The following is a 26,621-nucleotide window of genomic DNA, read 5'->3' as shown; positions in this document are numbered from 1 at the left end:
ATCTTAATATTTATAAATATACATATTTTTGTAGAAAGAGCACCTAGAGAAGTTACCAATCAACTATACAGAAAGATCCCCTCCACCTTAAAGCAGAGGGAATCTTCTAATTTCTATCTCAAACTACCCGAAATCTCCGTAAAGATAACTCCAAGTGCATGCGCACCTGCATCAGGATAGCCTAAACTTCTTTCACCAACTGTACCTGCGCGGCCCATGCGAGCGACGATTTCTTTCGTATACTCTGCTCCTTTAACCGCTGCTTCTGCTCCTTTTTCAAAGGCAGTTTTTACGTCTACTTCGTTTGAAGCGCTATCTAACCAAGAGTCTACACATGGAGCAAGTGCATCAACAAGCGTTTTATCACCAACTACCGCTCCTCTTCCGAACGATCTTTCACCGATAGATTGTATACCTTGCAGTGCTGCTTGTAACATTTCAGCGAACTCTCCTACTGTTAGCTCACGTTTTTCGCCTGCTGCTTTACTAGCTGCGCGGAACGCACCGCCCCAAATCGGACCAGAAGCGCCGCCGCAATGTTCCATAATAATCATAGAACAACCGTCAAGGAACGATCCGATCGTTACATTCTCTTGTTCTACAATAGAATGCCATTCACGTTTTAATTGCTTAAATCCTTTTGCAACACTCATTCCGAAGTCGCCGTCACCTGCATGTGTATCTAACTCACAGAACGGTACTTCATTTTTAATAATGATGTCACTCATTTTATCAACGAGATAAACCATATTGTTTAATGTAATTACATTATCTTTCATAACAGCGTGCTCTTCCGCTGTTTCTATTTCAAAGGAAACTTCCTTCTCTTCTACATCTTCAAGCACATTAACATACTCTACACTTTCAACTGGTCCATCTACTTTAAACGCTGGTGTATTACACTCTTTCGATAGTAATGTTTTTAGCTCGTCATCTAATTTCATTACTGTTAAAGACATACCTGCCATATCAATACTCGTCATATAGTTACCGACGAATACTCTATTAATTTTAATGTTTCTTGCAGCTAGTTCTCTCGTAACTGCATTGTTAAATAGGTAAAGTTCTTGCAGTGGTGTTCCGCCAAAACCATTTACTAGAAGCGCGATTTCCTCGCCATCTTTTACTCCTAAATCTTTCATTAAATCATTTGTCATACGGTTAGCTAATTCATCAGCTGACAGCATTTTTTCACGCTTAATTCCTGGTTCACCGTGAATACCTACGCCGTATTCCATTTCGTCTTCCGCAAGTGTGAAAGTAGGTGATCCGCTCGCTGGAACTGTACAAGAAGTTAACGCTAAACCGATTGTACGCACGTTAGCAGCTGCCTTTTCAGCGATAGCTTTCACCGCTCCCAAATCCATACCTGCTTCCGCTGCTGCACCGGCAATTTTATGAACGAAAATAACTCCCGCAACACCGCGACGTCCTACTGTGTACAGACTATCTTCTACCGCAATATCATCGTCCACTTTTACGTAGTCGACTTCAATTCCATCTTCAGTCGCTAAATGCGCACCGTTTTTGAAATTCATAATATCGCCGCTATAATTTTTAATAATTAATAACGTACCTTTTTTACTTGCCGTCTCTTTAATCGCTTGATATACCTGAATTTGTGAAGGAGAAGCAAACACATCTCCGCACACTGCCGCATCTAACATTCCTTTTCCAACTAGTCCCGCATGTGCTGGCTCATGACCACTACCGCCGCCGCTAATTAATGTTACTTTATTTTCATTCATTTCTTTCTTCTTAATCACTTTATATTTTTTCAAAAACTCAAGCTCTGGATGAGCCATAACCATTCCGTTGCACATTTCCATTACTAATGTTTCTGGTTTGTTTATAATCTTTTTCATTGTGATTCTCCCTCAATTCCTTTAATATATTGTGATATATTTGAAATCTTCTTCTTACTACTCATGTTAAAATGAAAGCGTTTTATAGTAAACGGACAAAAAGGACAATCTGTCTAAAGACATCGCTCTCATTTATGGATAGGATTTTTATATTAGGCTATTTTCGTATAGATTGTTGCTCTCTTGAAAATACTGATTATGGTTGAATATAATGCATTTTCAGGAGGTGTTCAATAATGTGGAGATACGTATTATTTGGATAGTTACCTCTACTGGTATCGTTGGCTTGAGTTACATAAAAACTTAGCATTTGAAAATCGAGTAGAGCAAATGCTTATTTCAGCTTGTCAAAAATCTAACTATTTCACAGTTGAAGCATTAAGAAAAGATAAAAAGCATCATTAATCAGATGCTTTTTAGGTAGATTCAGTGGTTTATTGTTATGTAACTAACGGAGCAGTTTAGTTGAATAAGAAAAAAAGATTAATGCGTATTTGACTTAAAATGCGATACAAAATGACCTGTACAAGGATGACAATTCATTTAATAGGTAGGTATTATTTCACATTCTTTAGAGGGTAAATTACCTTGTTATAAAAAAATCTTTCCCATTTAGCTAACAAACCGTTCCCATTTTCACCACGTTGAATTTCAATTTCGTGGTTTTTATGACATTCTGCTATTCGTTTATTATGCTCTTTGTGCAAATGATGGAGAGCTACTTGTTTCATTATTATCCCTCCTTTCGATTAACCATAATTATATATCCTGGGTTGATTATAGCAAAGTATTCTACACGTTTTGTAGATTAAATCTGCCTTTTAGTTTTAACAGCAACAATCTTTGAGAAAACAGCCTTATATTACTAACATTCTAGGGATGATTAAGATGACCTCTTCTATAATTTCTAAAAAGATAATCGCGAATTCATTGAAACATTTAATGGAAACAGAGTCGTTTCATAAAATATCAGTGAGCGATATTATGTTACACTGTCAAATGCGTAGGCAAACTTTTTATTATCATTTTAAAGATAAATTTGAACTATTAAGCTGGATTTATAGAGAAGAAACGAAAGAAAACATTATCGACTTTCTCGACTATGAAACATGGGAAAATATTTTCGATTTATTATTTGATTACTTTTATGAAAATCAAAAGTTTTACCGAAATGCATTTAAAGTCATTGAACAAAACTCGTTTAATCACTATTTATTTGAGCATACGAAAAACTTATATATGAAGATTATTGATGAACTATCCATGAGCTGTAGACTCAGCCTTTCGAATGAGACAAAAAATACGATTGCCTCCTTTTATAGTCACGGCTTCGTTGGAACGATAAAAGATTGGATTGAAAGTAAATGTGAAGTAGATCCATCCATTATGTCTTCTCTCATGAAAAATATGATAAACAATCAATTACTACTTTTACTCGAGCAATCAGCAAAGTAATTAAAGGGTGGCAAAAGCAATGAAAAAGATTATGAATGATGTACAAAATATTGTTCAAGATATGCTGCATGGCTTTTATTTTGAACATAACGACAAAGTAAACTATGACGAAACACATAACATCATTTATGTAAAAGATATCGAAAAAATGAAGCAAAACGTTGTCCTTATAAGCGGCGGTGGTAGCGGACACGAACCTGCTGATATAGGTTATGTAGGAAAAGGAATGCTTACAGCGGCAGTAAACGGCAGTATCTTCACTCCACCTACAGTCGAACAAATTGCAGCGGCAACTCGCCTTATGCCAAAGGACAAAAGCATTTTATTCATCATTAAAAACTTTAAAGATGACGTAGAAAACTTTGTAGCGGCAGAACAAATCGCCAAAGAAGAAGGAAGACAAATTGACCACATCATCGTAAATGACGACGTTTCAATTGAAGATGATGCTTCTTTTAATAAAAGAAGACGTGGCGTTGCTGGCACTGTTTTCGTTCAAAAAATATTAGGTGCAGCCGCTCTTGAAGGTCACTCTTTAGAAGCACTAACAACACTTGGCCGTTCTGTCACCCGAAACTTACATACATTAGGCGTTGCCCTTTCCCCTGCAAATGATCCAGTACAAGGAAAAGCTTCATTCACATTAAATGATGATGAAGTGTTTTACGGCGTTGGTATCCACGGGGAAAAAGGTTACCGTAAAGAAGCACTATCTTCTTCTGAAATATTAGCGATCGAACTTATGAATAAACTAAAAAGCATTTATCGCTGGAGAAAAGGCGACAACTTCGCCATCCTCATTAATGGACTAGGTGCGACACCATTAATGGAACAATACATTTTCGCAAACGACATTCGCCGTTTATGTGAGCTGGAAGGCTTACAGATTACATTCGTAAAGGTCGGTACGCTGTTAACTTCTTTAGATATGAAAGGTGTTTCGCTCAGTTTGCTTAAGGTAGAAGATTTGGATTGGGTGAAGTGGTTGAAGGCGGATGTTGGAGTGAGTAGTTGGTAACAAATTTGCAATTTATCCACCAGTTCCCACACTCCAATACATGAAATGTCGTTATCCAGTCGGAGGAGGGCACCTTAGGATGTCTTTTCTTTATTTTCAAAAGGACCTGCTCCATTCTTGCGTAAAAAACATAAAGTAATTTGAATCCGTTAAAATACATGAGTGTACCCTTGTTTTCCCCTCTTAATTAAAGGAGGAACTATTATGGGATTTGGTGGTAGTTGCGGCGGAAGCTGCGGTTTTTCTGGAGGATTTGCTTTATTAGTAGTATTGTTTATTTTATTGATCATTGTTGGAGCTTCTTGCTTCTGCTAAAAAACTATCGGAAAAGACACTCTTATATGGGTGTCTTTTCTTTGTAATAAAAAAGCTCTCCATAAAGGAAAATTTTTAGGTTTATACATTCAAGTCATCCAAATTAGTTATTTACACAACACTTTATCACTTTCGGTCTTTAGTGTGGTGTGACATACACATAATCCTTCCGCTACACAAAGTTGCTCAACTAACTTTAATTCCTTAGATCCAAGACTTATATAATTAAAACACCCATCATCATTAAATTCATTTTCTTAAATCAATAGTTAGCTCATCTTTAATCTGCTCAAGATGGAAAAATCTTTTTATATAATGGATATCTGACCACTTTTCTTCCCCACCAATAACAAATAATTCTTGCGCATCATACATAAATGAAAAGCTTGGATAGAAACTATCAGCCTTTAATCCAATCTCCCCAGTATTATTGCTGATAATCTTACAGCCCGCTGAATAACTTAATACCGTATAGAGGGAATCTTGTGCTGATTGGAAGAAATACTTCATAAGTGTAGTTATATCATCACTATTAGTAATTAACACGTTAAAAAAGTTCGTATCCCTTTTCTTATTAGTAAAAACCAGCTCAAACGGGAATTTATTCTCTTCTAAAAACCCTTCAATAAAGTCCCTACACAAATAAGTTTCAAATAACATATACATAGGGAATTTGTTAATTACGCCTATAAATCCTTTAATGATTTCTTCAAATCCTTTATGCTGATTCCAATTCGTTCCCACACCCATCATAATAGGTTGATTTAAATAGATAGGATAAGGTGATAACCCTTCATCATTTAACATATACACTCGTTTTCCATCTGGATGAAGAGCAGATTGAGACTCTTTTAGTAAGTATTGAGATAATTGAACACGTAACACATTTACACCTACCTATCTTAATAGCTTTTAGAAGCACGCCCCATATTGAACTTTATACCCTTGCACAACACATAATGATGCCCTGTATCTTTACGGAAATGCCATACATTAAATGCACCATTATAACCTTTTCCAGTTGTTTTATGAACTAATTTGCTATATTTATATTATCTGACAGTATCTTAATCACCTCATTGGAGGATTACAGGTCTTCCAAATACAGCTGGATAATAAATTAACATCACACCTACAAGTGAGCAAACTACATAAAAAACAGCCTCGTAGTACTTTAACCGATGAAGCATATATAAAATCATAGTTATGATTGTCTCATAAGATTTGTCTCAAAACGAGGTGATATTTTGCGGAAAATCGGTTATATTCGTGTCAGTTCGACTAGGCAAAATCCTTCAAGGCAATTTCAGCAATTGAACGAAATCGGAAGGGAACAAATAATCATTCCTTATTCCTTAAAGGACCATTTAATGGAGTACAGGGCAGGAATATTTTGTGGGGAAGTCGAAGTTGTTTTATCGTATAGCAACTACGGTATCGAATTTTTGAAACTATTTGAACATGATGGCATTCACGAAATAAGGTTCGCGAATATTCCAATAGTAGAGGGTTTACGAAGTGTTGTTCGTTAACAAGATGCTATATGACATACCCGAAAACCCAATTTCACATTTTCCTATACTATGACTTCTCTTTGTTATCATGAATTGCGACAAAGTGTTTTTTGTTTGGAAGGAATTTGTACCAGAATAATTATGAAGTTGATCAGATAATAAATTTTTACACATAAGGAGATAAAACTATGGCAAAAAACAAATTACTAAGAATGGACAATGTCGGCATCGTTGTAGAATCCCTTGATGACGCAATCTCTTTCTTCGAGGAGATTGGCTTGAACCTCGAAGGGCGAGCCACTGTCGAAGGTGAATGGGCTGGCCATGTAACGGGACTCGGTTCTCAGTGCGTAGAGATTGCTGTGATGGTTACCCCAGATGGCCACAGCCGAATTGAACTTTCGCGATTTCTCACCCCACCTACTATAGCAGATCACCGGACTGCTCCTGTAAACGCCCTCGGTTATCTACGCGTCATGTTCACCGTTGAAGACATTGACGAAATGGTATCCAGACTTATTACTAAGTATGGTGCTCAGCTCGTTGGCGAAGTTGTTCAGTACGAGGACTCGTATCGTCTCTGCTACATTCGTGGAACCGAAGGACTTCTAATCGGTTTGGCGGAACAACTCGGTAACAAATAAGTAAGTGATGTTTTATAAAAAGCCTTTAATGAAATATACATTACTGAAGTGAAAATTGAAACAGAAAAGCAGTGTAAAGTAACTCGAAGAAATCGGGTACGTCATATAACACAGCATTCACGCTGCGATTTAAAGAAAATTCTTATTCAATAAAAGGGCGCCTTTCCGAAGTAACGAAAAAAGTCCAATTTCTTAATACCGAGAAATTGGACTTTTTAATATTGTAAACTCCTTAACGTTGTAAATCCGCATTTTCCTGACACTAAGGAAATGTCACTTATTAAAAAAGCCGATTTCCATCTCAAGGAATCGACTTCTTTAGCTATTCTTAATGAACTAACGCATGCGTTAGTTGCATAAGTAAGAGGTTTGAAAAAATAGCCTGTATATATTTGAACGATGAATAACTTACCTATTTTCTTGTGTTTGCACCATATACAGAAAATCGAGAAAAACGTAACATATTATTTATCTGTTTGTTTTTGCTTCTTTTTCAAATACTCCGCACGCAATTTTTCAAGTTGCTGCTTTTTATCAAATTTGGCAGGCGTCTGTTTTTCATGAAACTTTGCCACAGCTGCCTGACCTTTGTAATCCAATTGATATTTTCCCACTTTGTTCACCTACTTTTCTTGTCTTTAAAGAGAATCTATTCAACAAATATACTATACCTTATTTTACTGAAGTAAACCTTATTATTTTATTAGTCGCAAAGTCTTTTTACTACTTGTTTTAAAAAATCTACATCCCCAATATTTCCCTCCAAAAAATCACCCGTTAGTTTAATAAGGTAACTTCACAATCTCAATAGAGTAAAGCCTATTGGTACATAATCAAATCACCTTTAAATTAGACTTCATAAGGGTATAGATCCAGAGCACCTCCTTCCTATTTAAGGGGATCACATATACCTTCTTCCCTCAAAATCACCAAACCCCATTTACAAATCTATAAAAGTAGATATAATATCCTTATGGAACCTTTATTAATTTATAAAGCATTGTCAAATGAAACAAGATGTCAAATTTTATCATGGTTGAAAAATCCAGAAAACCATTTCGATGAAAAGCCTTATCTAGAACAAGGCCTTAACTTTCAAGTTGGAGTATGTGTAGGAGATATCCAGCTTAAAACTGGCTTAGCTCAATCGGTTATTTCTAGTTATTTATTAACTATGAAAAAGGCAGGACTACTAGAATCTGACCGAATTGGAAAATGGACATACTATCGCCGAAATGAAAAAACAATACGAGAGTTTTCTGAATACGTCCAAAACGAATTATAAAATGAAAGCTAATAATCAATTTGCATATCAATTGATTATTAGCTTTCACACATTCTGCTTTTTTACAGGTATCCAATTACTTTTTTATAAAATTGCACTACCTATAAAAGCAAGAAACATGGAAAGGAGAAAATTTTTTAACATATCATATCTAGTTATTTAGATATCTGTTATTGTATTTCAAATTACATAGTCCTGATAATATTGGCATCCAATCATACTTGTAATAATGCTTCTTTGTTAATGAATTTACTTTCAAAATACTGATACGAATGGAGAGTTTTATAAATGAAAAGAGTAAACCCTTTACTTATTCTGACACTCGCAGTAGGTGTGTTCGGAATTATTACTACCGAGATGGGTATTGTCGGCGTATTACCACAAATCACTCAAAAATTCGGAATTTCAACTACACAAGCTGGATTTTTAGTGAGTATATTTGCACTAGTTGTTGCTATTTCTGGTCCGTTTTTAATTCTGCTCGTCTCTAGTATTAATCGCAAAATAATTTTATTAACAGCAATTTTCATATTTGTTATTTCAAATATAATCTACGCTTATACAACACAATTTGAAATCATGCTTATTTTTCGTATTTTACCGGCAGCGCTTCATCCACTCTTCTTTTCAATCGCTCTTGTAACAGCTGCTAAACTTGTCCCTCCAGAAAAGAGCGGTCAAGCAGTTACAAAAGTTTTCATGGGAATTACTGTTGGCTTTGCTTTAGGTGTACCACTAACCTCTTACCTTGCAGACCAATTTTCACTCGAAATTGCTTTCTTATTTGGAGCGCTTGTTAACACACTTGCATTCATTGGAATACTAATCCTACTTCCTTCTATGCCTGTTAAAGAAAAAATGTCTTTCGGCAAACAAATTCGTATACTCGGCAAACCTGGATTATGGTTAAATATTTTAACCGTCACATTCCTTTTTGCAGCCATGTTTTCCGTATACAGCTACTTCGCCGAGTACCTTGCAAAAGTAACTTCCATGAATGGATCTCTCATCAGTATCATGCTATTCATATTTGGTATAGTTATGATTTTAGGTAATCATTTATTTGGTAGTCTCCTACAAAAAAGCATAATAAACACTGTAATATCATTCCCTATTCTATATTCTGTTGTTTACATATTGGTTTATTATTTAGGTTCCTACCTTGTTCCAATGATTTTTATCGTATTCATTTGGGGAATCGTACATGCTGGTGGATTAATTGTTGGCCAAACATGGTTAATAAGCGAAGCAAAAGAAGCACCTGAATTTGGTAATAGTCTATTCGTTTCGTTCTCAAATCTCGGAATTACTCTAGGAACAACTATTGGAGGCTGGTCCATTTCAAACCTAGGTATTCACCAGCTTATTTGGAGCGGATTTATATTCACACTACTTTCATTCCTATTAATTATAATAAAACTAAAATTTTTCAATTCTAATAGCCAGGCTTCATTATCAAGCTAGTACATTTTCAGTTTCAAATTTGATAAAAAAACATTATAAATTCTTCTCATAAGATTTTATAAAGTGACAAGTATAATGCTCAAAGCCTTTAGCCATAATTACGACTAAAGGCTTTTTTGTATATAAAAATAAATCTAAAAGGAGCTAATTTTATGGAACATAATCAAAATGGAGTACTTGCTTTAATTGTTTTGTTTTTAGGATTAGTGTTTTTTGTTAGTGGAATGGTTTATCATTTATGGGGTTCTTATTAATTTCAACTTTTAAACAAATAAATAATTCAAAAACTAAACCGTGTATTGTAATTATCGATATAGCATATTTCCAAAAACAACTTAACATGGTAAAATAATATTCGGACGGGAGTCCAATATTATTAAAATTAAGATGGTTCAAGTCGGAGAAAGGCACCTTAGGGTGTCTTTTCTTTATTTTCAAAAGGACCTGCTCAATTATTGCGTAAAAAACATAAAGTAATTTGAATCCGTTAAAATACATGAGTGTACCCTTGTTTTCCCCTCTTATTAAAGGAGGAGCTATTATGGGATTTGGTGGTAGTTGTAGTAGTTGTGGCGGCGGCTTTGCTTTATTAGTTGTATTGTTTATTTTATTGATCATTGTTGGAGCTTCTTGCTTCTGCTAAAAAACTATTGGAAAAGACACTCTTATATGGGTGTCTTTTCTTTGTAATAAAAAGCTCTCTATAAAGGAAAGTTTTTAGGTTTATACATTCAAGTCATCCAAATTAGTTATTTACACAGCACTTTATTTCTTCACATCTCTCATGCTTTAATATCCTAAATTAATAATAATCAAGAAGTACCCACCCATAATTCCAGCTGCAAATGTCCACATGAAATCATGGTGTTCAATTTCATACATAATAATCGCACCGAGTATCGCGGCTGCAAATCGATTCATCATTCCAAACATCGGTGCTTTTTTATATTTGTAATTTTGAATAACCAAACATAATCATCAAACAAATTCCATATAGACCCATTACTGGTTAAAATGTTATAATTAAATCACCCTACATAGTTACTCATGTTCAGGATGAGTAACTAACGTCTTATTAAGTAATGCGCATAACTTAAATAAAAAAGACACTTCACAGTGTCTTTTTTATTTACATCGAGTTTCCTTTTAATTCCAAAACTAATATAATAAGATGCACCATTTAATACATATAAAGAAAAATATAGATTTATCAAATCATTATGGCACCCATAAAAGTACTTCTATTTTAGAGGAACAAACTATGAACAAAAAGTTAGTAACATCATTATTATGTAGCACATTCTTATTTGGATTATCAGCTTGCAGTTCACATGATACATCTAGCAGGAACACGAAAAACGAACAGGAGACTTCTCAAGAAACAAAAAATGATGAACTTAGCAACAAGGAGCCTCAAAAAGAACTTCCCACCCATGAAGATTCTTCTGGTGTATACATATCAATAGGCTCTGTCGATTCATTAGATGTTATAGGTAATGGAGAAGTTAAAGCACAAGGTGTATTTAAAGTATTAGACGTCAGAGTACATAATGGTCACGAGGAACCCATTACACTAAATAGCAACAACTTTAAATTAATTGACGGTACCGGAAGAGAATATCACATTTCTAATGAATCTCAATTAGTACTTAAAGCTGCAAATACCGCTACATTTAAATTTGGTGTTCTTAATCCTAGTGAAAATTTGGAAGGGAACATTGTATTCGATGTACCGAAAAAGACGCAAGGATTAACTTTGAAAATTAATGGAGATATGTTGGATAAAGGGATCGAGTTAAAGGTGGAATAGTCAAAGAAAATACAAACCGCCTATCACACCTTATACTAACATAACAAAAAGTACAGCCTCTGTATTAACTACAGTAGACTGTACTTTTTCATTTGTGACTTTGTATAACTTACTATAACAGGATTCCTTAATTCTTTTGAGAAGATGCTCTCCAATCACGAAAAGATGTTGGAAACCCAGAATGTCCGCGTTGCTTTGTAACAGCTGGTTTTTCTTCAGGAGTAGTTGGTTTTTCTTCAAGAATACTCAAAGCTGTTTGCATTTTCTCCAACTGCTCTCTTAATGCTTGCTGTTCAATCTTTAAATCCGTAAGTAAACGTAATATCATCTCAGAATTAGCCATAACGATCTCCTTTCCCCCAATACACAGAATAAAATACCATATGTAATAAGCGTAATACTCGTGACAAAAATAAGGTCGTCAACTCTCTTAAAATACCGAGTACTTTTATTTTTCAAAAGGACCTGCTCAAGTTTATCCGTAAAAACATAAAGTGAAATAAATCCATTAATATATGGACTTTATGGAAGGAGGAGTTAATATGGGCTATGGTGGTAGTTGTGGTGGAGGCTGTGGTTTTGGCGGTGGATTCGCCTTACTTGTTGTGCTCTTTATTTTATTAATCATCGTTGGAGCTAGCTGTTGGGGCGGCGGAATCGGCTGCTAATAAGAGGCACTCTTGAGAGTGTCTTTTTTTTATTTCTCAATATAGGGCTAACATATATGAGACCGCCACATGCCCATCAAGCTAAGGTTTTAGATCAACCCCAAAACGAGAATTCTATTCATTTTTGACTATTGATAAGTGAGGGATGTTAACTACAAAACCTCTGACAGCCGTTTCATAATATCAGATATCTCATCTGTCATTTTATCTGTAAGAATGATAATTTTCGGTTCTTTATAAGATGGGTCAATCGACACTTCAAACTTCACTTCACCACTTCCCTTTCGCTCGCTCTAAATATAAAAGCTATTTAAGTTACTGTAAATGGATTTTCGATAATCGGTCGTTTTCACACGATAACTGGTCAAAATACGAATATAGCCATTCTCTTTAGACGCTCCAGGAACACATTCTCCTTATTCACAATAAAAAAGTACACGAAGACGGGCACTCTGTGTACTAATCCAATATATGTATTTCTTAATAAAAATCGTTTTTGAAAATTTCTCCATATAGGTAAATAGCCTGTATGAAGGGCCTTATAACATTCAAAAAAACTATATCTTTACGAAAAGCTTTACCCTATTAATCAAAAGAACTTTTTTCTATTTCTATTATACATAAAGTGAAACTTTAATCAGTGGGGGTTTTGTTCATCTCCCACCTACCGTTGGATTATCGTCCTTCACACATTTGAGGAAGGCGACTTCTTTCGGATAATGCGTTAATTTTTATTAGACAAGCATGGACAAGTATACAAGATAAGTGAATTGATTTGAATATAAATAATTATATTAATTTTCAAAAAAGGGGGTGAATCATTTTGAACTCATATTTTTCAAAATCGAAGGGATGCTGCTGTCATGGGATTTTGCCTGCTCTTCCACCTGCTGTTCCCCCGACTCTAGCTTTTTTACCAGCTTATCGTAACTTCTGGCAAAATACATTTGTTACGGTACCTAATGGAGAGAACATTCCATTTAACAATCAAAGTGTAGCTAGCGCAGGAGGAATTGTTCTACTTCTTCCTACTACGATATCCATTCCAGTAGCTGGAGATTATGAAATTAACTATGTAATTACAACCGCTAATATAACAAGCACAGGTTCAGAACAACAAGTAACTGCTATCCTGAACGGAGTGCCAGTTCCTAATTTCCAAACATCTTTTGGTACAATAACTAATACCGGAGAAGCATGTGACCAATTTTCAGGAACAGCTATTTTAAGAGTACCAGCTAACTCAACTTTTTCATTAAGAAATACAAGTCTTTTTGGACGTTCTCTAGCTCTTTGTAATCTAGTTGAAAGTGGCGCAGCACTAAATATTAAAAAATTAAGTTAAAATCTTTTAAAAAGGCTAGAAAAAACAGCTTTTCTATTGGTCATTGGAGTCTGTGTAGTAATAGAACATGAACTAAAAGCCCCTTCAAATCTGAAGAGATTTGAAGGGGCTTTAACAATACAGAGACACATCTTTTTAGTAGTTTGAATGTTGTTCTATAGTTTCTGATGATGTGTTGACATAAATTATACCCACTTAATACCCGAAATATATTTTATTTAAAGGCCTGAGGGTTATAGTTTATAGCTTTAGAAATCCCGTGATTCATATCAATTAGTAAGCTTTCGTACATTTCCTGATCGATTTGCCCCTTTTTTAATGCCAAATCCATTTGTTTTTGTTGTTGAATTGCGAAATAATGAATTAATTTCGATTCACTTATTCCTCTTCTAGATGCAAACGTGGCTAAAGTTACCCCTTTTTTCATAGCATTCGTATATTCTTGTGAAGTTACTTTTAAAAAATGCAAAAGTGCTGGTTAATCTACGATAAATGTAAACTCCTATCCTTCTTTAGCGTAAGTTACAGGACTTTTAAAAGTCAAACAGGCAATAAAAAAACAAAAACATAATAACCAAACTGTTTTCTTCATAAACTCATCTCGCCTTCCTTTAAGTTAAATGGATAATATAGTTTTATCCATTGTAGTAGAAAACACTCTATATTCTTACTTTATGGTTTACAATTATTTTGCATTTAACAAGCATACTGCTGCTGGTACATACTGCATGGATGGTCCCAAAGTTTGTGTCGCGAGAAACGTTGATTTTTTCCTAAATTCCAAAAATATTATCAAAACGCAATATAGTGGTTTACCAACTATGAAAGCCACTGTCACAAGAAAACAGTAGGCTTTTATTTTGTTATTTAACAAGATTAGAATAGGGATCACCATTTCTAATCAGTAACATTTGAATTGCACATTTTAAAATTGACATAGCACTTCATGCACCATATACTGTTAACAACAGTATACTGTCATTAACAGTATATATTCCAATTCACTCTAGGAGGTATATTCATGAAACATACAGGAAGACACACAGGTGCATTTCTTTTGTTATTTTTAGCAGAAGGTGATAACTATGGCGGGCAGCTACTTCAGAAATGTGAAGAAGAACTTCCGGTCAACCCAATTGATAGTGCCATCCTTTACCGCACGCTGAAGAAATTAGAAAACGAAGGTGCTATTGAATCTTATGTAAGTACATCCGTTCCAGATAAGCCGAGAAAGATGTACAAAATTACTACAGCCGGAAAAGAACAATTAGCAGATTTTCAAATGGATATTGAGGAAAAAATGAAAAACTTATCATTTTTCTTAGACAAATATAAAGACTTAAAGGAATCTTATCATGATTAATGGCGCTATCCTTTACACTTTGGCCATTGTTCTTACGGGGATTTCTTTTATGAAGGATCGGACTAAAACGAAAGCTGCCCTATTAAAATCATGGAAAATATTTAGAAACCTCCTCCCTGCCATGCTCTCCATTATGCTTTTCGTTGGACTATCGCTTTCTATATTAACACCGTCCTTCATCTCTTCCATCATTGGAGAACAGTCTGGATTTCTAGGTATTATTTATTCAGCATTACTCGGATCTGTGGCACTTATCCCAAGCTTTGTCGTGTTCCCACTTGGTAATACGTTAATACAGCACGGCGCAGGTCTTCCTCAAGTTGCGGCACTCATGTCTACATTAATGTCAGTAGGAATGACAACCTTGCCAATGGAACAAAAGATATTCGGACGAAGCTTTGCTTATGCTCGTAATGCATCTGCATTACTCATGTCACTCCTATTCTCATATATCATTTGGGTGGTGATGGTATGAAGGAACTAAAAAGATATCGCTTCTTTTTCATATTACTGTTTGGGCTCCTCTTATTAACTTTTATAAACCAATCTTTAGGATGGAGCGCATTACAATTAACGGGGAATAGCATTTTAGATATGTTGTTTCTACTCCCCCCTGTCCTAGTATTTGTAGGGTTACTTGATCAGTGGGTGAAGAAAGAAACGCTAATGAAATACATGGGAGAAAAGTCCGGCATATATGGCATCTTATTTTCTCTATTATTAGGCGGAATTGCAGCTGGTCCCCTCTATGTTGCCTTTCCGATTGCAGCACTACTATTAAAAAAAGGCGCAAGCATTAGGTACATCGTATTTTTCTTAGGCGTTTGGACAACTGCGAAATTACCAATTATGGTGTATGAATTTTCTTCATTCGGAGCTACCTTTACGCTCATTCACATTTGCTTTGGTCTATTGTTCTTCTACGTAATGGGTATTATTTTCGAAAAGTTTTATGATCAGCGGCAATTATTGCAGTATGATATTACGAAAGAAATGTAAAAAGACATCTCGTAAAGATGTCTTTTTACTATGAACCTTAATTTTCGTTCTGTAAAACCCCCGCTGCTTCTACTCCCTTTTTCTCTTCTTTTAAAAATAGCGATACGATAAAAGCAACAACAATAAAGATTAATCCAAGTGTAAATGCACCTTGGAATCCCGATGTTAAACCGTTTAACTTCTCTACTGGGTCCATTGGATTTGTGGAGCTTTCCATATACTTAGTTGTTCCTGAAGACATTTTCGAGAAATTTTACGTTTAGAGACAATTGTTACCGTATGACGTTACAAAAATATATATTTTTAAAAAATCTTACATTTCTTATTTTTTTCTATTGTATTTTCGAATATTAGAATGTAAAATATTTCAATGTACTACATAATATTGGGAAAAGGGAGAAATTCATGAAAAAATTATTAGTTTCAGCAACAGCGTTCACACTTTTAACTGTGGGGTACAGTTCTTCTGCATTTGCAGCAAAAAATCCAAACGATAAGAACTGCGGTCACTTCAACAACAAACAAGAAGTTATGGAGTTCTGGCATAGCAATGGATATAGCGCAACAAATGATCCTCATGATTTAGATCGTGACAACGATGGTTTACCTTGTGAAGTAAAAAAAGGGGATTATGACCAATTTATAGCTAGTAAACAAACTACTAAACAAGAAGAAAACAAACCACAAGAACAAACTAAACAAGAAAATACTAAGCAAGAACCTGCTAAACAAGAGAATACTAAACAGGAACCTGCTAAACAAGAAAACAAAAAGCAAGAACAAACTAAAACTCAAACAACTGCAAAAGAAACAAAGAAAGACACAAATACAGCTGTGAAACAAGAAAACAAAAAACAAGGCGAAAAATTGCCAAACACAGCTTCAAATGGTGTTACGATGATGTTAGCAAGCTTAGGTTTAGCTGCAATTGGATCTGTATTAATGTTCCGTCGTAAAAAAACAAACGCGTAAAATAATTCCTTTAAAGGACAGGATTCTCCTGTCCTTTTAAAATGGAGTGATGGAAATGAAAATAAACCAATGGATAGGCTTATGTTTATTTATAATTGGAATTTCGATTTTTTCTTATTGTTTTATAGAATGGTATAGTGCTAGAAGTTCAGCGGAATCTTTAGCATCTAGTGAAATAAAGAAATACGAAACTCAAACACCAATCACAGCACCTCCTGAAGACAATGACGCTAAAATAGAAACTCCTCAAAACCATGAAGAAATTGTGCAAATTCCGTCTTCAGAAGTAAATCATCAATTAGGGCAAAAAGTAGCATATTTAATCATTCCTAAAATACAAAAGAAATACTCCATATATTGGGGAGCTGACGATAAAGTACTAAAAAAAGGTGTGGGCATGTTTGTAAGTGAATTAACGACTGCACCATCTGGAAATGGCCATACCGTTTTAAGTGGCCATCGAGATACTGTATTTACCGACCTAGATCAGCTAAAAGAAAATGACCAACTGATTGTAGAATATGAAAATAAAACATACACATACAGTATTAACAAACATTGGATAACAGACGCGGAAGATCGGACTGTTATTGTAGAAACAAACGAACCTACATTAACCTTAACAACATGTTATCCTTTCAACTACATCGGCGATGCTCCAGATCGATACATCATTGAGGCATCTTTAGTTTCTAAAACTTAAAAGGAGCTGTCCCATAAGTCGATTTTTTTGACTAGGTGACGGCTCCTTTTTAAACACAGTACCAATAAAAATACATCTCCCACTCGTGAAGATGTATTTTTACATGAACCTACAACTTCTTAATTCTCTTTCTGTAAAACCCCCGCTGCCTTTACTCCCTCTTTCTCTTCTTTTAAGAACAACGATACGATAAAAGCAATAACGATAAAGATTAACCCTAGTGTAAATGCACCTTGGAAGCCGGATGTTAAACCGTTTAACTTCTCTACTGGGTCCATTGGATTTGCGGAGCTTTCCATATACTTAGTTGTTCCTGAAGACATTTTCGATATAAAGATAGCCGTACCAATTGCGCCAGCTACTTGCTGTAACGTATTAAACAGTGCTGTTCCGTGCGGATATAGATCTGGTGTTAATTGATTTAAACCGTATGTTTGTGCTGTCATTACGAACATGAGTCCAACCATTAATACGCTATGCATGACAATAATTTGTACCATTGATGTGTCAGGAGTAATGCCTTTAAATAAGAACATTGCAATCCCTACTAACACAATGCCGGGAACGATAACAACTTTCGGGCTAAATTTATCAAATAGTTTACCTGCGATTGGCCCCATTATGGCGCTAATAATACTTCCTGGAAGCATTATTAGTCCTGATTTAAAGGCTGTAACGAGTAAAACTGTTTGCAAAAACATCGGTAATAAAGTCATCGTTGAAAATAACGACATCATAACAATGACGATTAATCCAACTGATAATGTAAACATCGGAACTTTAAATGCACGTAGTTCTAAAATTGGATTATCGATTTTTAATTGTCGCACGATAAAAATACATAGTGATATAAGCCCAACAATTAAAGCACCATACACTTTCGCATCCGACCATCCTAAATCACCTGATGCGCTAAAGCTATACACAATTCCGCCAAATCCTAATGTTGATAAAAGAATTGATGGATAATCTACTTTTGGCCTTGTTAACTCTGAAACATTTTTAATGTATTTCATTCCAATCATAATTGAAATGATCACGATAGGAATAACAATGTAAAATAACCAGCGCCAATTTAGTGAATCAACGATTACTCCAGATAATGTAGGACCAATTGCTGGAGCTGACATCATCACAAGTGCGATTAACCCCATTGTCGCACCACGTTTTTCAGGCGGACAAATGATTAAAATCGTATTCATTAATAACGGTGAAATTAACCCAGTCGCTACTGCTTGGACGATACGCCCGACTAACAAAACGGCAAATGTCGGTGCGAATCCAGCAATTAATGTACCAACTAAAAACGTTACCATCGCGATCAAAAACATTTGTCTCGTTGTGATCCATTGCTGAAGTAACGCTGTAATCGGTACTAAAACACCAACAACTAACATGTATGCTGTAGAAAGCCATTGAATGGTTGAAGCCGTTACGTCAAATTCTTTCATTAATACCGTTAACGCATTACCAAGTAATGTTTCGTTTAATAATGCAACCATTGCCCCTAAAAGTAATGCAATTAAAATGGGGGTATGTTTCATATTAGAAGTATCAACTTTGCCACTTGCAGGGCTCTTAGTTGTCATATTCATGTATTGATTCTCCTCCTGTTTTTCACTTAAAATGCTTTATATAAACTGGAACACATGTAATATAATATACATATGTAGATTAAAAAGGGAGAATCAATTTTCAGCCATTGTATATTTAATCTACAAAAAAGGAGAATTGTAGATGAACGATAATGAAAAACAACTTGATTTACGTATTAGACGTACACATAAATTACTATGGAATTCCTTATTTGAATTAATGACGCAATCAAAGCAGAAATATAGTTCTATCACCATTAACCAAATATGCGATCGCGCGATGGTACACCGAACAACCTTTTATAAACATTTTGAAGACAAAGATGCTTTATTAGCATTTGGATTTAAACGCTATGGCGAAATAATTGCTGAAATACCGCTGTTAGATCGATTAAGTAAACCATTTCAAGTGATGGAACAATTCCTGCATCATGAAGAAATCTGTAAAATATTTGAGGCGCAAATGTCTGATGAACAATTCAATAGCCGCATGTATTATTTAAGCCACGAAACAAGAAAACAAGAAACAGAAGCGCTAAATCGCCTTTGTAAAAATCATACGATGCCAAATGATTTAATAACGGAATTTTATTCAGGAGTAATCACCTCATTAAGTGCGTGGTGGTTTCAAAACGAAAGAAAAGTTTCTGCGGCAGAAATGGATAGGCACTTCCATCAACTCATTAATCGGAATATTTTTCAGTTTGAAAAGGAATAACTTCATCAATAAAAAAAGCCCATATGAAAATGGGCTTTTTTGCATACTATTTATTCTCTTTTAACTTCTCTAACTCCCGCTGTACTTCTTCTTGCAAATTTTGATCTAACACTTCTTGTTGATTAGGAGACTTCAAATTATAAAAATAGTTACTAGCAGCTGTTTCTGCTTCTAACTTTTGCACATACGATTCAATGCGTGCAAAGCCTTTCGCTGTACTTTCTGTATGGAACGAATCAATCGCTCTGTTGCTCTCTTTTATCGCTTGTGCTGCATTTAACCGCGAAACAAGAACTAGTTCTTTATATTGCAACTCTCCATATTTCTTTTGCAATTTGTCAATTTGTTCATAAAGCGTCGCTGTTTGCTCTTTTGTTATTTCGTACTGCTTGCGATATAGCTCCGCTTTTTTCTCATTCACAATTTTTTCTTGTAGGGCTAACTGCGCCATTTGATCTTCTTCGCGTGATACTGCAAGCTCAGCTTGGCGAGTTCTCTTCGCAATAAGAGCATCCGTTTCTGAAATTAATGCTTCATATTTCTTTTCTAAATAATATTGGTGAGAAAGTGCTTTTTCAGCCTTCGTAATTTGCTGTTCTGTTTCACGAAGATATTGCTTTAACATGCTAACAGGTTTTTCTATCTTATCTAACGTTTGATGCACATCCGCCACTACAATATTTTTAATACGTTTTAAAATACCCATTACTACTTCTCCTCCTTACGAATATTGCGTTCCCATTGATCTAAAATATCTACTTGTTTTTGTACTTGAAAGTCGCTGTATACATCTATATCAGTTGCCATTCTTTTTTCTTTTAATTTTTTATATGCCCAAACAATCGTTGCAACAAATGCAATCATCGGAAGGACTGGTAATAAACCAATAACTAGGAGCAATATGCCTGTCCATTTTTTAACCGTATTCCCTTCAGACTTACGAATCATGAACCAGCCGAAAAGAACAAATCCAAACGCTAACAGGAATGGTATAAAGAATAAACCTTCAAACTCTTTTTCATGGTGTTTTTCATGATGCTGATTTCGCTCAAAGTTATTAAACTTTTCTTTTTGTGTAACGAAAGCTTCCCTTTCTTTATCGTGAGAAACAGTATACGCCGCTTGCTTATGCTTCTCATGGTCCCACCTTTCAAACTTCATACTATGTAATCCAAACAATAGTAATGCCAGAAGTAACGGAAGGATCAAAACCCATTTTAACCAACGCAATTTTTTACGCTTATTCTTTTTCATCTGTTCACCACCATCTATCATTCGTTTTGAGATAAGTAAAAAATGTATTACCTCCCTTTACCTTTGATACATATGAGTGTAAAACTTGGACGTGAGAAGAGCATGAAAGAAACATGATGAATATATGAGAAATATCTAAAAAATTTCTCATAATTATTCCAAAACGAAAAAACCCAACTTCTCCATATCAAATAGAGAAATTGGGTTCTTTTTTCATTATTTCTATTCACTTTAGAAACTCACATACCTATCTTCTTCAAATCCGAACTTTCAATAATTGAATGGAGAAAAAAGCGTCGATAAATTTTTGTTCCAAATATTCAGAATTAATATTAAAATAAACAATGGAGATAGGGATATTACAAATTATACATAATGAGGGAATAGAAATGAAAATTCAATTAAAAGCTGATTTAATGCTACTACTAGTTACATTTTTTTGGGGTGCATCCATCCTACTTACAAAGCTTGGACTTGATGGCATAGAAGAATATAATTTAATCGCATTACGATTTATTATTGCCTTTCTTTTATCAGGTTTAATATTTTACAAACACTTATTCAAAATTGATTTTAAAACTGTAAAATATTCTTTTATACTAGCTTCCGTTTTATTTATCGTCTATATTTTCGCGACTTTCGGTACAAAGTATACAAGCGTGTCTAATGCCGGTTTCTTACTGTGTCTCACAGTCATTTTCATTCCGATATTATCAGCTATATTTTTAAAACACATTCCTGAAAAGAAAGTTATATTAGGAATTGTGTTAACGATAATAGGAATCGGCTTATTAACATTAACTAGCGAATTCAAAATCGGTAACGGCGATATATTTTGCATACTGTCTGCCTTATTTTATGCGATTCACGTCATCATTACTGGAAACGTAACAAAACATGTAAATTCAATTGCACTTGGGGTAGTACAACTTGGTTTTGTCGGCCTATTTAGTCTTATTTTTTCATTAGTTATGGAAACCCCAAAACTTCCTGGCACTATCGACTCATGGCTAATCATCTTAGCCTTAAGCATATTTTGCACCGCAGTCGCATTCATTGTGCAAGTTATCGCCCAGCAATACACGACGCCCACACATACAGGTCTTATCTTTTCATTAGAACCTGTCTTTTCAGCAGGCTTTGCCTTCTTCTTCACAGGCGAAACGCTCACAGGTAAAGGGTACTTAGGGGCGACGCTTATACTGTTAAGCGTGTTGATTGCTGAGGTGGATTTTAAGAGTTTGTTGAGGCCTAATTATAAGAAGAATATAGAGTAAACATTTCACTATGATCAATAAACATACCCCAGAAAAATATGAGTTTATATTATTTTCATTCTCTTCACTTAGATTTTCTTTTAAATGAGACTTTTTTAGATGCTATCTTCGAATAAGGTAGCATCTAAAAAATGTTAAAAGAAATTTGCCCCTAGTATCTTCTTATATTTTATGTAGCCTTCATATTTGACCTTTTCTACGTTCTTTGAAGTGAAGATGTTCAAAATTACTTACTGAATATAGTCATACAGATTTTTCGCCAACAATAAACAAGTTACTGTAATGAAAAGAGCACGAACATACCCGCTTCCTTTTTTTATAGCAAATTTGGAGCCAACAATCCCTCCAGCAATTTGAGCAATCCCCATTATAAAACCATACACATAGTTTACTTGCCCTACATACATAAACATCAACAATGCACCAACATTACTTCCTAAATTAAGAAGCTTCGCATTACCTGCTGCTTTTAAAAAATCATACCCAATAAATAAAAGAGAAAACATTAAAAACGAACCTGTGCCAGGACCTAGAAATCCATCATAAAAACCAATAGAAAAAACAAAAAAAGTAAAGATAATGACGTGTCGACCAGACAATTTTTTATGAGTGGAAATACTACCCCAATCCTTTTTGAATATCGTATAAATAGCAACCGCACCAAGCATGATCAGCATCAATGGCTTCAGTACTTCTGGGTTCATTAAATGAACGATCCATGCCCCTATTATGGAACCTATGAAAGTGAGTGGAAATAATTTAAACGCCGATTTCAAATCAAGATTACCAGAACGATAAAACACAATATTACTAGTTGCACACCCCATTGTCGACGCTAGTTTATTCGTAGCTACTGCACTTGCTGGATTCAGTCCTGTAAATAATAAAGCGGGTAAGGCAATGAGTCCTCCACCACCTACAACTGAATCAATAAATGCAGCTAAAAATCCAAAAGCAAGCAAAATAATTAATACTGATGGGTCTAAATAAAAATCCATACTATTAACCTCCCCTTTAGTCACTATTCGAATAGTAACTAATAATTTGCTAAATGTAAACAGTTATTGTAACGTTGAAATATAAAAGCAAACATCGGAGGAAGAAAAAAGTGGACTACATAGTGCAACAGCTTAAAAAAATTGGTTTTAATGAATATGAAGCTAAATCTTATGTATCTCTTGTTAAACAGGGGCCTGTTACAGCCTACCAAGTAAGTAAGGATTCAGGTATCCCAAGAGCGCGAATTTATGAGATTTTGGGTAACCTTGTAGAAAAAGGAATTGTCATGAAAGAAGAAATAAATGACACCACTCGCTATTCACCTCTACCTGTTGAAATCTTTTTACAAAAGGCGCAATCAGAATGGCAGTCTACTTATGAAGGAATCAGTGATTCATTAAAAAAACTAGAAACTTTCGAGGAAAAAACAGATAATCGAGTGATTACTTTAAAAGACAATAAAACAATAATTAGCTACTGTCAGGCATTAATAAAAAAAGCCCAAAAACGTATTGTCATTTCAATGTGGGATGAGATGTATGAAGCGTTAAAAGAGGAACTATCTGAGGTAGCTGATAAAGTTACAGTACAAGGTATTACCCTGCATGTTGAAAATCCCATTAAAAATCTAGAAGCCCATCGTATAACACCTTATACAGAAACCCTGTCTACAGAACATTGGTTTATTTTATCGATAGATTCTAAAGAGATGATTTATGGACCATCACTTGAGGAGCGTAATATTGCTTTTTATACAGATGACCCCGTTCATATATACCTATTAGAGGATTATGTATGGCATGATGTGTTAGTGAATCGACTTGTCCAACGTAGCCAAGATAATTTGGAGCAATGGATTACTACAGAGCGAAAATCCTTCTTTATGGAAAAATAAGAAACATATTCAAAGGGTTCCGCCAGTTAATAAACATTTACAAGAGCAAATCAAAAATTCACGTATTAAACCTAATAACTTCTCCATATAAAAATAGCCGACTATTATATAGTAAACAGTCGGCTATTTTTAGTATATTGATTTATACAGACGCTACCATTTTCTCTTTGCGAAAAATCCCCATTAACCCACCGATTAATAGTAGAACTACAGGTAAAATATAAAAGAAAGAAATACAAATCAATCTGCCAACTGCAGCGATTGTCATCATAGCACCACCAAGCTTGGCTCTACTCTTCACTACAAAAGATTCACAAATTCCTAATATAGAGAGAAGAACACTTCCCCACCTAAACCGATAAGCGTATTCGCCCCATCAGCAGCTAAAACGGAACCAAGCCCACCAATAAATAACGCAATCAATGCGCATAAAATACCGAAAATCCCACCGATAAGTCCTAATCCAAATTCTGTTGTGCGTTTCATTATATATATCCTCCCTTTATCTCATTCCCATTTTCGCTTTACTCGTAGCAAACTTTCATCCATCTTTTTCAGCAAATGTAACGTTAAAAATTGCTCCAAGTTCACCACTATAGTAGATAATTTTCGAGTATTTCCCCATAAGCTCTTTATATTCTTTTTCTTGGTCTGCGTCACCGTCTAAAATACCTTTAACAAATTTGTACATTGATAAATTGCTATAATAAAAGGGCTAGTGAAAAACTAGCCCTTTTTATAGATTAAAATATCTGCTTAACTGCTTGTCCAGCCAAATATTTATACCATTCTCCTCCCAGAAAATTCCCATCAGTAATTATTATATATTTATTTTGAGGATCATTTTTATAATAAAATTCAATTTTATAAGAATGATCTGGTGATTGTTCTTTTAAATCTTTAGCATCTCGAAGAAAAGGTGCTACCATATCCTCTATAGCTTTTTTTCCCAGATCATTAGGATATTTCATTCTAAATAGATTTTCTACTTTAATTATTTTTGTATCTTTATCATACCTAACTTCAGAAGTTCCATCTAATTCGTTTTTCATTCTATTAATTACGAATTTAGCTTTATTTTCAGCATCATCTAACTCTTTATTTTTTTTATTAAGCTCTTCCTCTTCTTTTTTCTTTTTTTCTAGTTGAAGTTTTTCGTGAGCAACTTGATCTTGATGCTTTTTCCACATATCTATCATAGAGTACGTAAAGAGCAAAGCAATAATAGTTGCTACTATAAAAATCTGTTTCTTAAAACCCGGTATATCTTTATTAGATATAGTTATACTTTCATCCTTAATAGATTTAATATTTTCATTTTGGTTCAATACCTCTTGGTTATTTGGACCAAAAGCCTCACCACAATTACTACAAAACTTACTATTTTCATCATTAGCTTTACCACATTTAGAACAATATTTCATTAAGTATCCCCCTAAAATTAATATCTAAAAATATTAATTTTAGATATTGTAAATTGTTTTAAAATAATTTGACGAATACAATTATACATTATAAGGTATAAAAGGGGAATAAATAGAAAATGAGGGATATTTATGAAGAAAAGTATAGTTATATCACTTCTCGCTGCATCAGCACTACTTTTACAAGGTTGTAATAACACTTCAAGTAAAGCTAGTGAAAATAAACCTTCAGATGCTGAATTACAGTCTGTAAAAAAAGAGCGAGATTCATTAGAAAAAACGAATAACGAGTTAACAAAAAAGATTGCAGATTTAGAATCAAAAACAAATAAGGAACAAAAGACTTATAAACTGGATGAGAAATTAGCCAAGAAAATTTATAGCATTTATAAAGGATCTCCTTGGAATGATGATTTTTATAAAGGCGGTTGGACTTTTACTAAAGAATCCGATACAAAAGGTATAATTACTGCTGATCGTGGAGGTGGGCAACCTATCTATTTACTATCAAATTATGCTGTTATTTTTGAAACTGGGTTAGAAGATAGTATGGGCCAATTGAAAATAATCGATTTAAATACTGAAAAGATAATTGATCAATATCCAAAACAGGATAATACCGCTAGTAAAGAAAGTAATAAGGAAACCGTGCAAAAATCATCTTCAAAGGTTGATAAGGAGAAGTTAAAGAAGCAGCTAACCGATAAGACGTTTGTAGCTCCTTCATTTGAAGAAGGAGGGTATAAAGCTAAAGAACTTGATGCTGCAATGGAAGGTTATTTAATTTCTACTAAAGAAAAACCAGAAGATTACGAATTAGAACAGCTAGAAAATCCAAATAATGATGGAATGTCATTATTTGCATTAAGAAAAGATAATCATAATGGAAATATGTTTGTTGCTGGTCGTTATGCTGTAGATAAAAATGGTTATGTTTATGAATATGATTTCTTTGAACAGAAAGCGAAAGATACTCCTTTAACAAATTTATATATTGAAGAACTTCTCAACCAAAAAGACTAGTTTACTAGTCTTTTTG

General features: G+C 34.5%; 31 protein-coding genes and 6 pseudogenes. 21 read left to right on the top strand and 16 right to left on the bottom strand.

The window, feature by feature from the left end; all coding sequences use genetic code 11:
* Positions 1-113: 113 nt before the first annotated feature.
* Entirely contained in the window at positions 114-1,865 is a 1,752-nt protein-coding gene (gene dhaK, locus JTF23_RS12905) for a dihydroxyacetone kinase subunit DhaK (RefSeq protein ID WP_204208908.1), read from the bottom strand.
* A 246-nt stretch (positions 1,866-2,111) separates the two neighbouring features.
* Here dhaK and JTF23_RS12900 point away from each other — a divergent pair.
* A pseudogene (locus JTF23_RS12900) lies at positions 2,112-2,270 on the top strand (IS1595 family transposase); the annotation flags it as partial.
* Between the two features lie 152 nt (positions 2,271-2,422).
* On the opposite strand, the gene JTF23_RS12895 reads toward JTF23_RS12900, so the two are convergent.
* Positions 2,423-2,596: a hypothetical protein gene (locus tag JTF23_RS12895; RefSeq protein ID WP_165762884.1), complete on the bottom strand. Its 174-nt coding sequence runs from the start codon at positions 2,594-2,596 to the stop codon at positions 2,423-2,425.
* Positions 2,597-2,753: 157 nt separating this feature from the next.
* Between JTF23_RS12895 and dhaS the strand changes: the two genes are divergently transcribed.
* The 3 genes from dhaS to JTF23_RS12880 all read left to right on the top strand — a co-directional run bounded on the left by dhaS (position 2,754) and on the right by JTF23_RS12880 (position 4,653).
* A complete protein-coding gene (dhaS, locus tag JTF23_RS12890; protein WP_016103923.1) occupies positions 2,754-3,320 on the top strand; it encodes a dihydroxyacetone kinase transcriptional activator DhaS in 567 nt (188 codons plus the stop codon).
* Positions 3,321-3,339: 19 nt separating this feature from the next.
* Positions 3,340-4,338 (top strand): DhaKLM operon coactivator DhaQ, encoded by a 999-nt coding sequence (dhaQ, locus tag JTF23_RS12885; protein WP_204208907.1) that lies wholly within the window; start codon positions 3,340-3,342, stop codon positions 4,336-4,338.
* A gap of 204 nt (positions 4,339-4,542) precedes the next feature.
* Positions 4,543-4,653 (top strand): YjcZ family sporulation protein, encoded by a 111-nt coding sequence (locus tag JTF23_RS12880; RefSeq protein ID WP_000505686.1) that lies wholly within the window; start codon positions 4,543-4,545, stop codon positions 4,651-4,653.
* A 249-nt stretch (positions 4,654-4,902) separates the two neighbouring features.
* On the opposite strand, the gene JTF23_RS12875 is transcribed toward JTF23_RS12880, so the two are convergent.
* Positions 4,903-5,538 carry a hypothetical protein gene (locus tag JTF23_RS12875; RefSeq protein WP_204208906.1) on the bottom strand — a complete coding sequence of 212 codons (636 nt, stop codon included), beginning with the start codon at positions 5,536-5,538 and terminating at the stop codon, positions 4,903-4,905.
* Positions 5,539-5,729: 191 nt separating this feature from the next.
* Positions 5,730-5,822, bottom strand: a pseudogene (locus JTF23_RS27785) (VanZ family protein); the annotation flags it as partial.
* A gap of 78 nt (positions 5,823-5,900) precedes the next feature.
* Here JTF23_RS27785 and JTF23_RS27780 point away from each other — a divergent pair.
* Together JTF23_RS27780 and JTF23_RS12865 are read left to right on the top strand one after the other, a co-directional pair.
* Positions 5,901-5,993, top strand: a pseudogene (locus JTF23_RS27780) (resolvase); the annotation flags it as partial.
* A gap of 362 nt (positions 5,994-6,355) precedes the next feature.
* Positions 6,356-6,811, top strand: coding sequence for a VOC family protein (locus JTF23_RS12865; RefSeq protein WP_002159053.1), 456 nt, complete (start codon positions 6,356-6,358; stop codon positions 6,809-6,811).
* 464 nt (positions 6,812-7,275) lie between these two features.
* Here JTF23_RS12865 and JTF23_RS12860 read toward each other — a convergent pair whose 3' ends face one another.
* Positions 7,276-7,425 carry a hypothetical protein gene (locus JTF23_RS12860; protein ID WP_002069316.1) on the bottom strand — a complete coding sequence of 50 codons (150 nt, stop codon included), beginning with the start codon at positions 7,423-7,425 and terminating at the stop codon, positions 7,276-7,278.
* A 359-nt stretch (positions 7,426-7,784) separates the two neighbouring features.
* Between JTF23_RS12860 and JTF23_RS12855 the strand changes: the two genes are divergently transcribed.
* From JTF23_RS12855 to JTF23_RS12845, 3 genes are all read left to right on the top strand, one after another.
* Entirely contained in the window at positions 7,785-8,096 is a 312-nt protein-coding gene (locus tag JTF23_RS12855; RefSeq protein ID WP_002159054.1) for an ArsR/SmtB family transcription factor, read from the top strand.
* A 288-nt stretch (positions 8,097-8,384) separates the two neighbouring features.
* Positions 8,385-9,560 carry an MFS transporter gene (locus tag JTF23_RS12850; RefSeq protein ID WP_204208905.1) on the top strand — a complete coding sequence of 392 codons (1,176 nt, stop codon included), beginning with the start codon at positions 8,385-8,387 and terminating at the stop codon, positions 9,558-9,560.
* Positions 9,561-10,101: 541 nt separating this feature from the next.
* Positions 10,102-10,203 (top strand): YjcZ family sporulation protein, encoded by a 102-nt coding sequence (locus JTF23_RS12845; protein ID WP_000505688.1) that lies wholly within the window; start codon positions 10,102-10,104, stop codon positions 10,201-10,203.
* Between the two features lie 146 nt (positions 10,204-10,349).
* Here the strand turns inward: JTF23_RS12845 and JTF23_RS12840 are convergent.
* Positions 10,350-10,511 (bottom strand): annotated as a pseudogene (locus JTF23_RS12840) (ATP synthase subunit I); the annotation flags it as partial.
* Between the two features lie 310 nt (positions 10,512-10,821).
* Here JTF23_RS12840 and JTF23_RS12835 point away from each other — a divergent pair.
* Positions 10,822-11,370: a DUF4352 domain-containing protein gene (locus tag JTF23_RS12835; RefSeq protein ID WP_204208904.1), complete on the top strand. Its 549-nt coding sequence runs from the start codon at positions 10,822-10,824 to the stop codon at positions 11,368-11,370.
* Positions 11,371-11,497: 127 nt separating this feature from the next.
* Here JTF23_RS12835 and JTF23_RS12830 read toward each other — a convergent pair whose 3' ends face one another.
* On the bottom strand, positions 11,498-11,713 hold the full coding sequence (locus tag JTF23_RS12830; RefSeq protein WP_204208903.1) for a preprotein translocase: 216 nt from the start codon (positions 11,711-11,713) through the stop codon (positions 11,498-11,500).
* Positions 11,714-11,912: 199 nt separating this feature from the next.
* On the opposite strand from JTF23_RS12830, the gene JTF23_RS12825 reads away from it, so the two are divergent.
* The gene (locus JTF23_RS12825) at positions 11,913-12,038 is read left to right on the top strand and encodes a YjcZ family sporulation protein (protein ID WP_000540378.1); all 126 of its coding nucleotides are present in this window, start codon (positions 11,913-11,915) and stop codon (positions 12,036-12,038) included.
* Positions 12,039-12,861: 823 nt separating this feature from the next.
* Positions 12,862-13,383 (top strand): BclA C-terminal domain-containing protein, encoded by a 522-nt coding sequence (locus tag JTF23_RS12815; RefSeq protein ID WP_204208902.1) that lies wholly within the window; start codon positions 12,862-12,864, stop codon positions 13,381-13,383.
* 214 nt (positions 13,384-13,597) lie between these two features.
* Here the strand turns inward: JTF23_RS12815 and JTF23_RS27775 are convergent, their stop codons facing one another.
* Complete coding sequence (locus JTF23_RS27775; protein ID WP_252188014.1) at positions 13,598-13,810, bottom strand: hypothetical protein; 213 nt, start codon at positions 13,808-13,810, stop codon at positions 13,598-13,600.
* Positions 13,811-14,404: 594 nt separating this feature from the next.
* Here JTF23_RS27775 and JTF23_RS12805 point away from each other — a divergent pair.
* From JTF23_RS12805 to JTF23_RS12795, 3 genes are read left to right on the top strand one after another with little or no spacing between them, the layout of a single operon-like run.
* Positions 14,405-14,746, top strand: a complete 342-nt coding sequence (locus tag JTF23_RS12805; RefSeq protein ID WP_002202937.1) for a PadR family transcriptional regulator — start codon at positions 14,405-14,407, stop codon at positions 14,744-14,746.
* Positions 14,739-15,221, top strand: a complete 483-nt coding sequence (locus JTF23_RS12800) for a hypothetical protein (protein ID WP_002202938.1) — start codon at positions 14,739-14,741, stop codon at positions 15,219-15,221. Before JTF23_RS12805 ends, JTF23_RS12800 begins: the two co-directional genes overlap by 8 nt.
* Positions 15,218-15,745, top strand: a complete 528-nt coding sequence (locus JTF23_RS12795) for a permease (protein WP_002201551.1) — start codon at positions 15,218-15,220, stop codon at positions 15,743-15,745. The genes JTF23_RS12800 and JTF23_RS12795 overlap by 4 nt, the downstream gene beginning before the upstream one ends.
* 37 nt (positions 15,746-15,782) lie before the next feature.
* Here the strand turns inward: JTF23_RS12795 and JTF23_RS12790 are convergent.
* Positions 15,783-15,992 (bottom strand): annotated as a pseudogene (locus JTF23_RS12790) (MFS transporter); the annotation flags it as partial.
* Between the two features lie 158 nt (positions 15,993-16,150).
* Between JTF23_RS12790 and JTF23_RS12785 the strand changes: the two are divergent.
* Positions 16,151-16,717 carry an excalibur calcium-binding domain-containing protein gene (locus JTF23_RS12785; protein ID WP_204208901.1) on the top strand — a complete coding sequence of 189 codons (567 nt, stop codon included), beginning with the start codon at positions 16,151-16,153 and terminating at the stop codon, positions 16,715-16,717.
* Positions 16,718-16,772: 55 nt separating this feature from the next.
* The gene (locus JTF23_RS12780; RefSeq protein WP_204208900.1) at positions 16,773-17,420 is read left to right on the top strand and encodes a class D sortase; all 648 of its coding nucleotides are present in this window, start codon (positions 16,773-16,775) and stop codon (positions 17,418-17,420) included.
* Between the two features lie 119 nt (positions 17,421-17,539).
* Here JTF23_RS12780 and JTF23_RS12775 read toward each other — a convergent pair whose 3' ends face one another.
* Positions 17,540-19,015 carry an MDR family MFS transporter gene (locus JTF23_RS12775; RefSeq protein WP_204208899.1) on the bottom strand — a complete coding sequence of 492 codons (1,476 nt, stop codon included), beginning with the start codon at positions 19,013-19,015 and terminating at the stop codon, positions 17,540-17,542.
* Between the two features lie 142 nt (positions 19,016-19,157).
* Between JTF23_RS12775 and JTF23_RS12770 the strand changes: the two genes are divergently transcribed.
* Complete coding sequence (locus JTF23_RS12770; protein WP_204208898.1) at positions 19,158-19,733, top strand: TetR/AcrR family transcriptional regulator; 576 nt, start codon at positions 19,158-19,160, stop codon at positions 19,731-19,733.
* Between the two features lie 46 nt (positions 19,734-19,779).
* Here JTF23_RS12770 and JTF23_RS12765 read toward each other — a convergent pair whose 3' ends face one another.
* Positions 19,780-20,439, bottom strand: coding sequence for a PspA/IM30 family protein (locus tag JTF23_RS12765; RefSeq protein ID WP_204208897.1), 660 nt, complete (start codon positions 20,437-20,439; stop codon positions 19,780-19,782).
* Between the two features lie 2 nt (positions 20,440-20,441).
* Positions 20,442-20,987, bottom strand: coding sequence for a hypothetical protein (locus JTF23_RS12760; RefSeq protein WP_088098747.1), 546 nt, complete (start codon positions 20,985-20,987; stop codon positions 20,442-20,444).
* 389 nt (positions 20,988-21,376) lie between these two features.
* Between JTF23_RS12760 and JTF23_RS12755 the strand changes: the two genes are divergently transcribed.
* Positions 21,377-22,264 carry a DMT family transporter gene (locus JTF23_RS12755; protein WP_204208896.1) on the top strand — a complete coding sequence of 296 codons (888 nt, stop codon included), beginning with the start codon at positions 21,377-21,379 and terminating at the stop codon, positions 22,262-22,264.
* Between the two features lie 230 nt (positions 22,265-22,494).
* Here the strand turns inward: JTF23_RS12755 and JTF23_RS12750 are convergent, their stop codons facing one another.
* Positions 22,495-23,262 (bottom strand): TSUP family transporter, encoded by a 768-nt coding sequence (locus tag JTF23_RS12750; RefSeq protein WP_204208895.1) that lies wholly within the window; start codon positions 23,260-23,262, stop codon positions 22,495-22,497.
* A gap of 110 nt (positions 23,263-23,372) precedes the next feature.
* Here JTF23_RS12750 and JTF23_RS12745 point away from each other — a divergent pair, with 110 nt between their 5' ends.
* Positions 23,373-24,158, top strand: a complete 786-nt coding sequence (locus JTF23_RS12745) for a TrmB family transcriptional regulator (protein ID WP_088098741.1) — start codon at positions 23,373-23,375, stop codon at positions 24,156-24,158.
* Positions 24,159-24,300: 142 nt separating this feature from the next.
* Here the strand turns inward: JTF23_RS12745 and JTF23_RS12740 are convergent.
* From JTF23_RS12740 to JTF23_RS12730, 3 genes and pseudogenes are all read right to left on the bottom strand, one after another.
* Positions 24,301-24,644: pseudogene (locus JTF23_RS12740) on the bottom strand (DUF4064 domain-containing protein).
* A 55-nt stretch (positions 24,645-24,699) separates the two neighbouring features.
* Complete coding sequence (locus JTF23_RS12735; protein WP_204208894.1) at positions 24,700-24,849, bottom strand: hypothetical protein; 150 nt, start codon at positions 24,847-24,849, stop codon at positions 24,700-24,702.
* A gap of 52 nt (positions 24,850-24,901) precedes the next feature.
* Positions 24,902-25,582 carry a zinc ribbon domain-containing protein gene (locus tag JTF23_RS12730; protein WP_078179764.1) on the bottom strand — a complete coding sequence of 227 codons (681 nt, stop codon included), beginning with the start codon at positions 25,580-25,582 and terminating at the stop codon, positions 24,902-24,904.
* 132 nt (positions 25,583-25,714) lie between these two features.
* On the opposite strand from JTF23_RS12730, the gene JTF23_RS12725 reads away from it, so the two are divergent.
* A complete protein-coding gene (locus JTF23_RS12725; RefSeq protein ID WP_204208893.1) occupies positions 25,715-26,605 on the top strand; it encodes a hypothetical protein in 891 nt (296 codons plus the stop codon).
* Positions 26,606-26,621: the final 16 nt, after the last annotated feature.

The sequence above is a fragment of the Bacillus sp. RIT 809 genome, from assembly GCF_016892495.1.
In the GTDB taxonomy this organism is placed as follows: Bacteria; Bacillota; Bacilli; order Bacillales; family Bacillaceae_G; genus Bacillus_A; species Bacillus_A cereus_U.
This window is presented reverse-complemented; position numbering and strand designations above follow the sequence as displayed.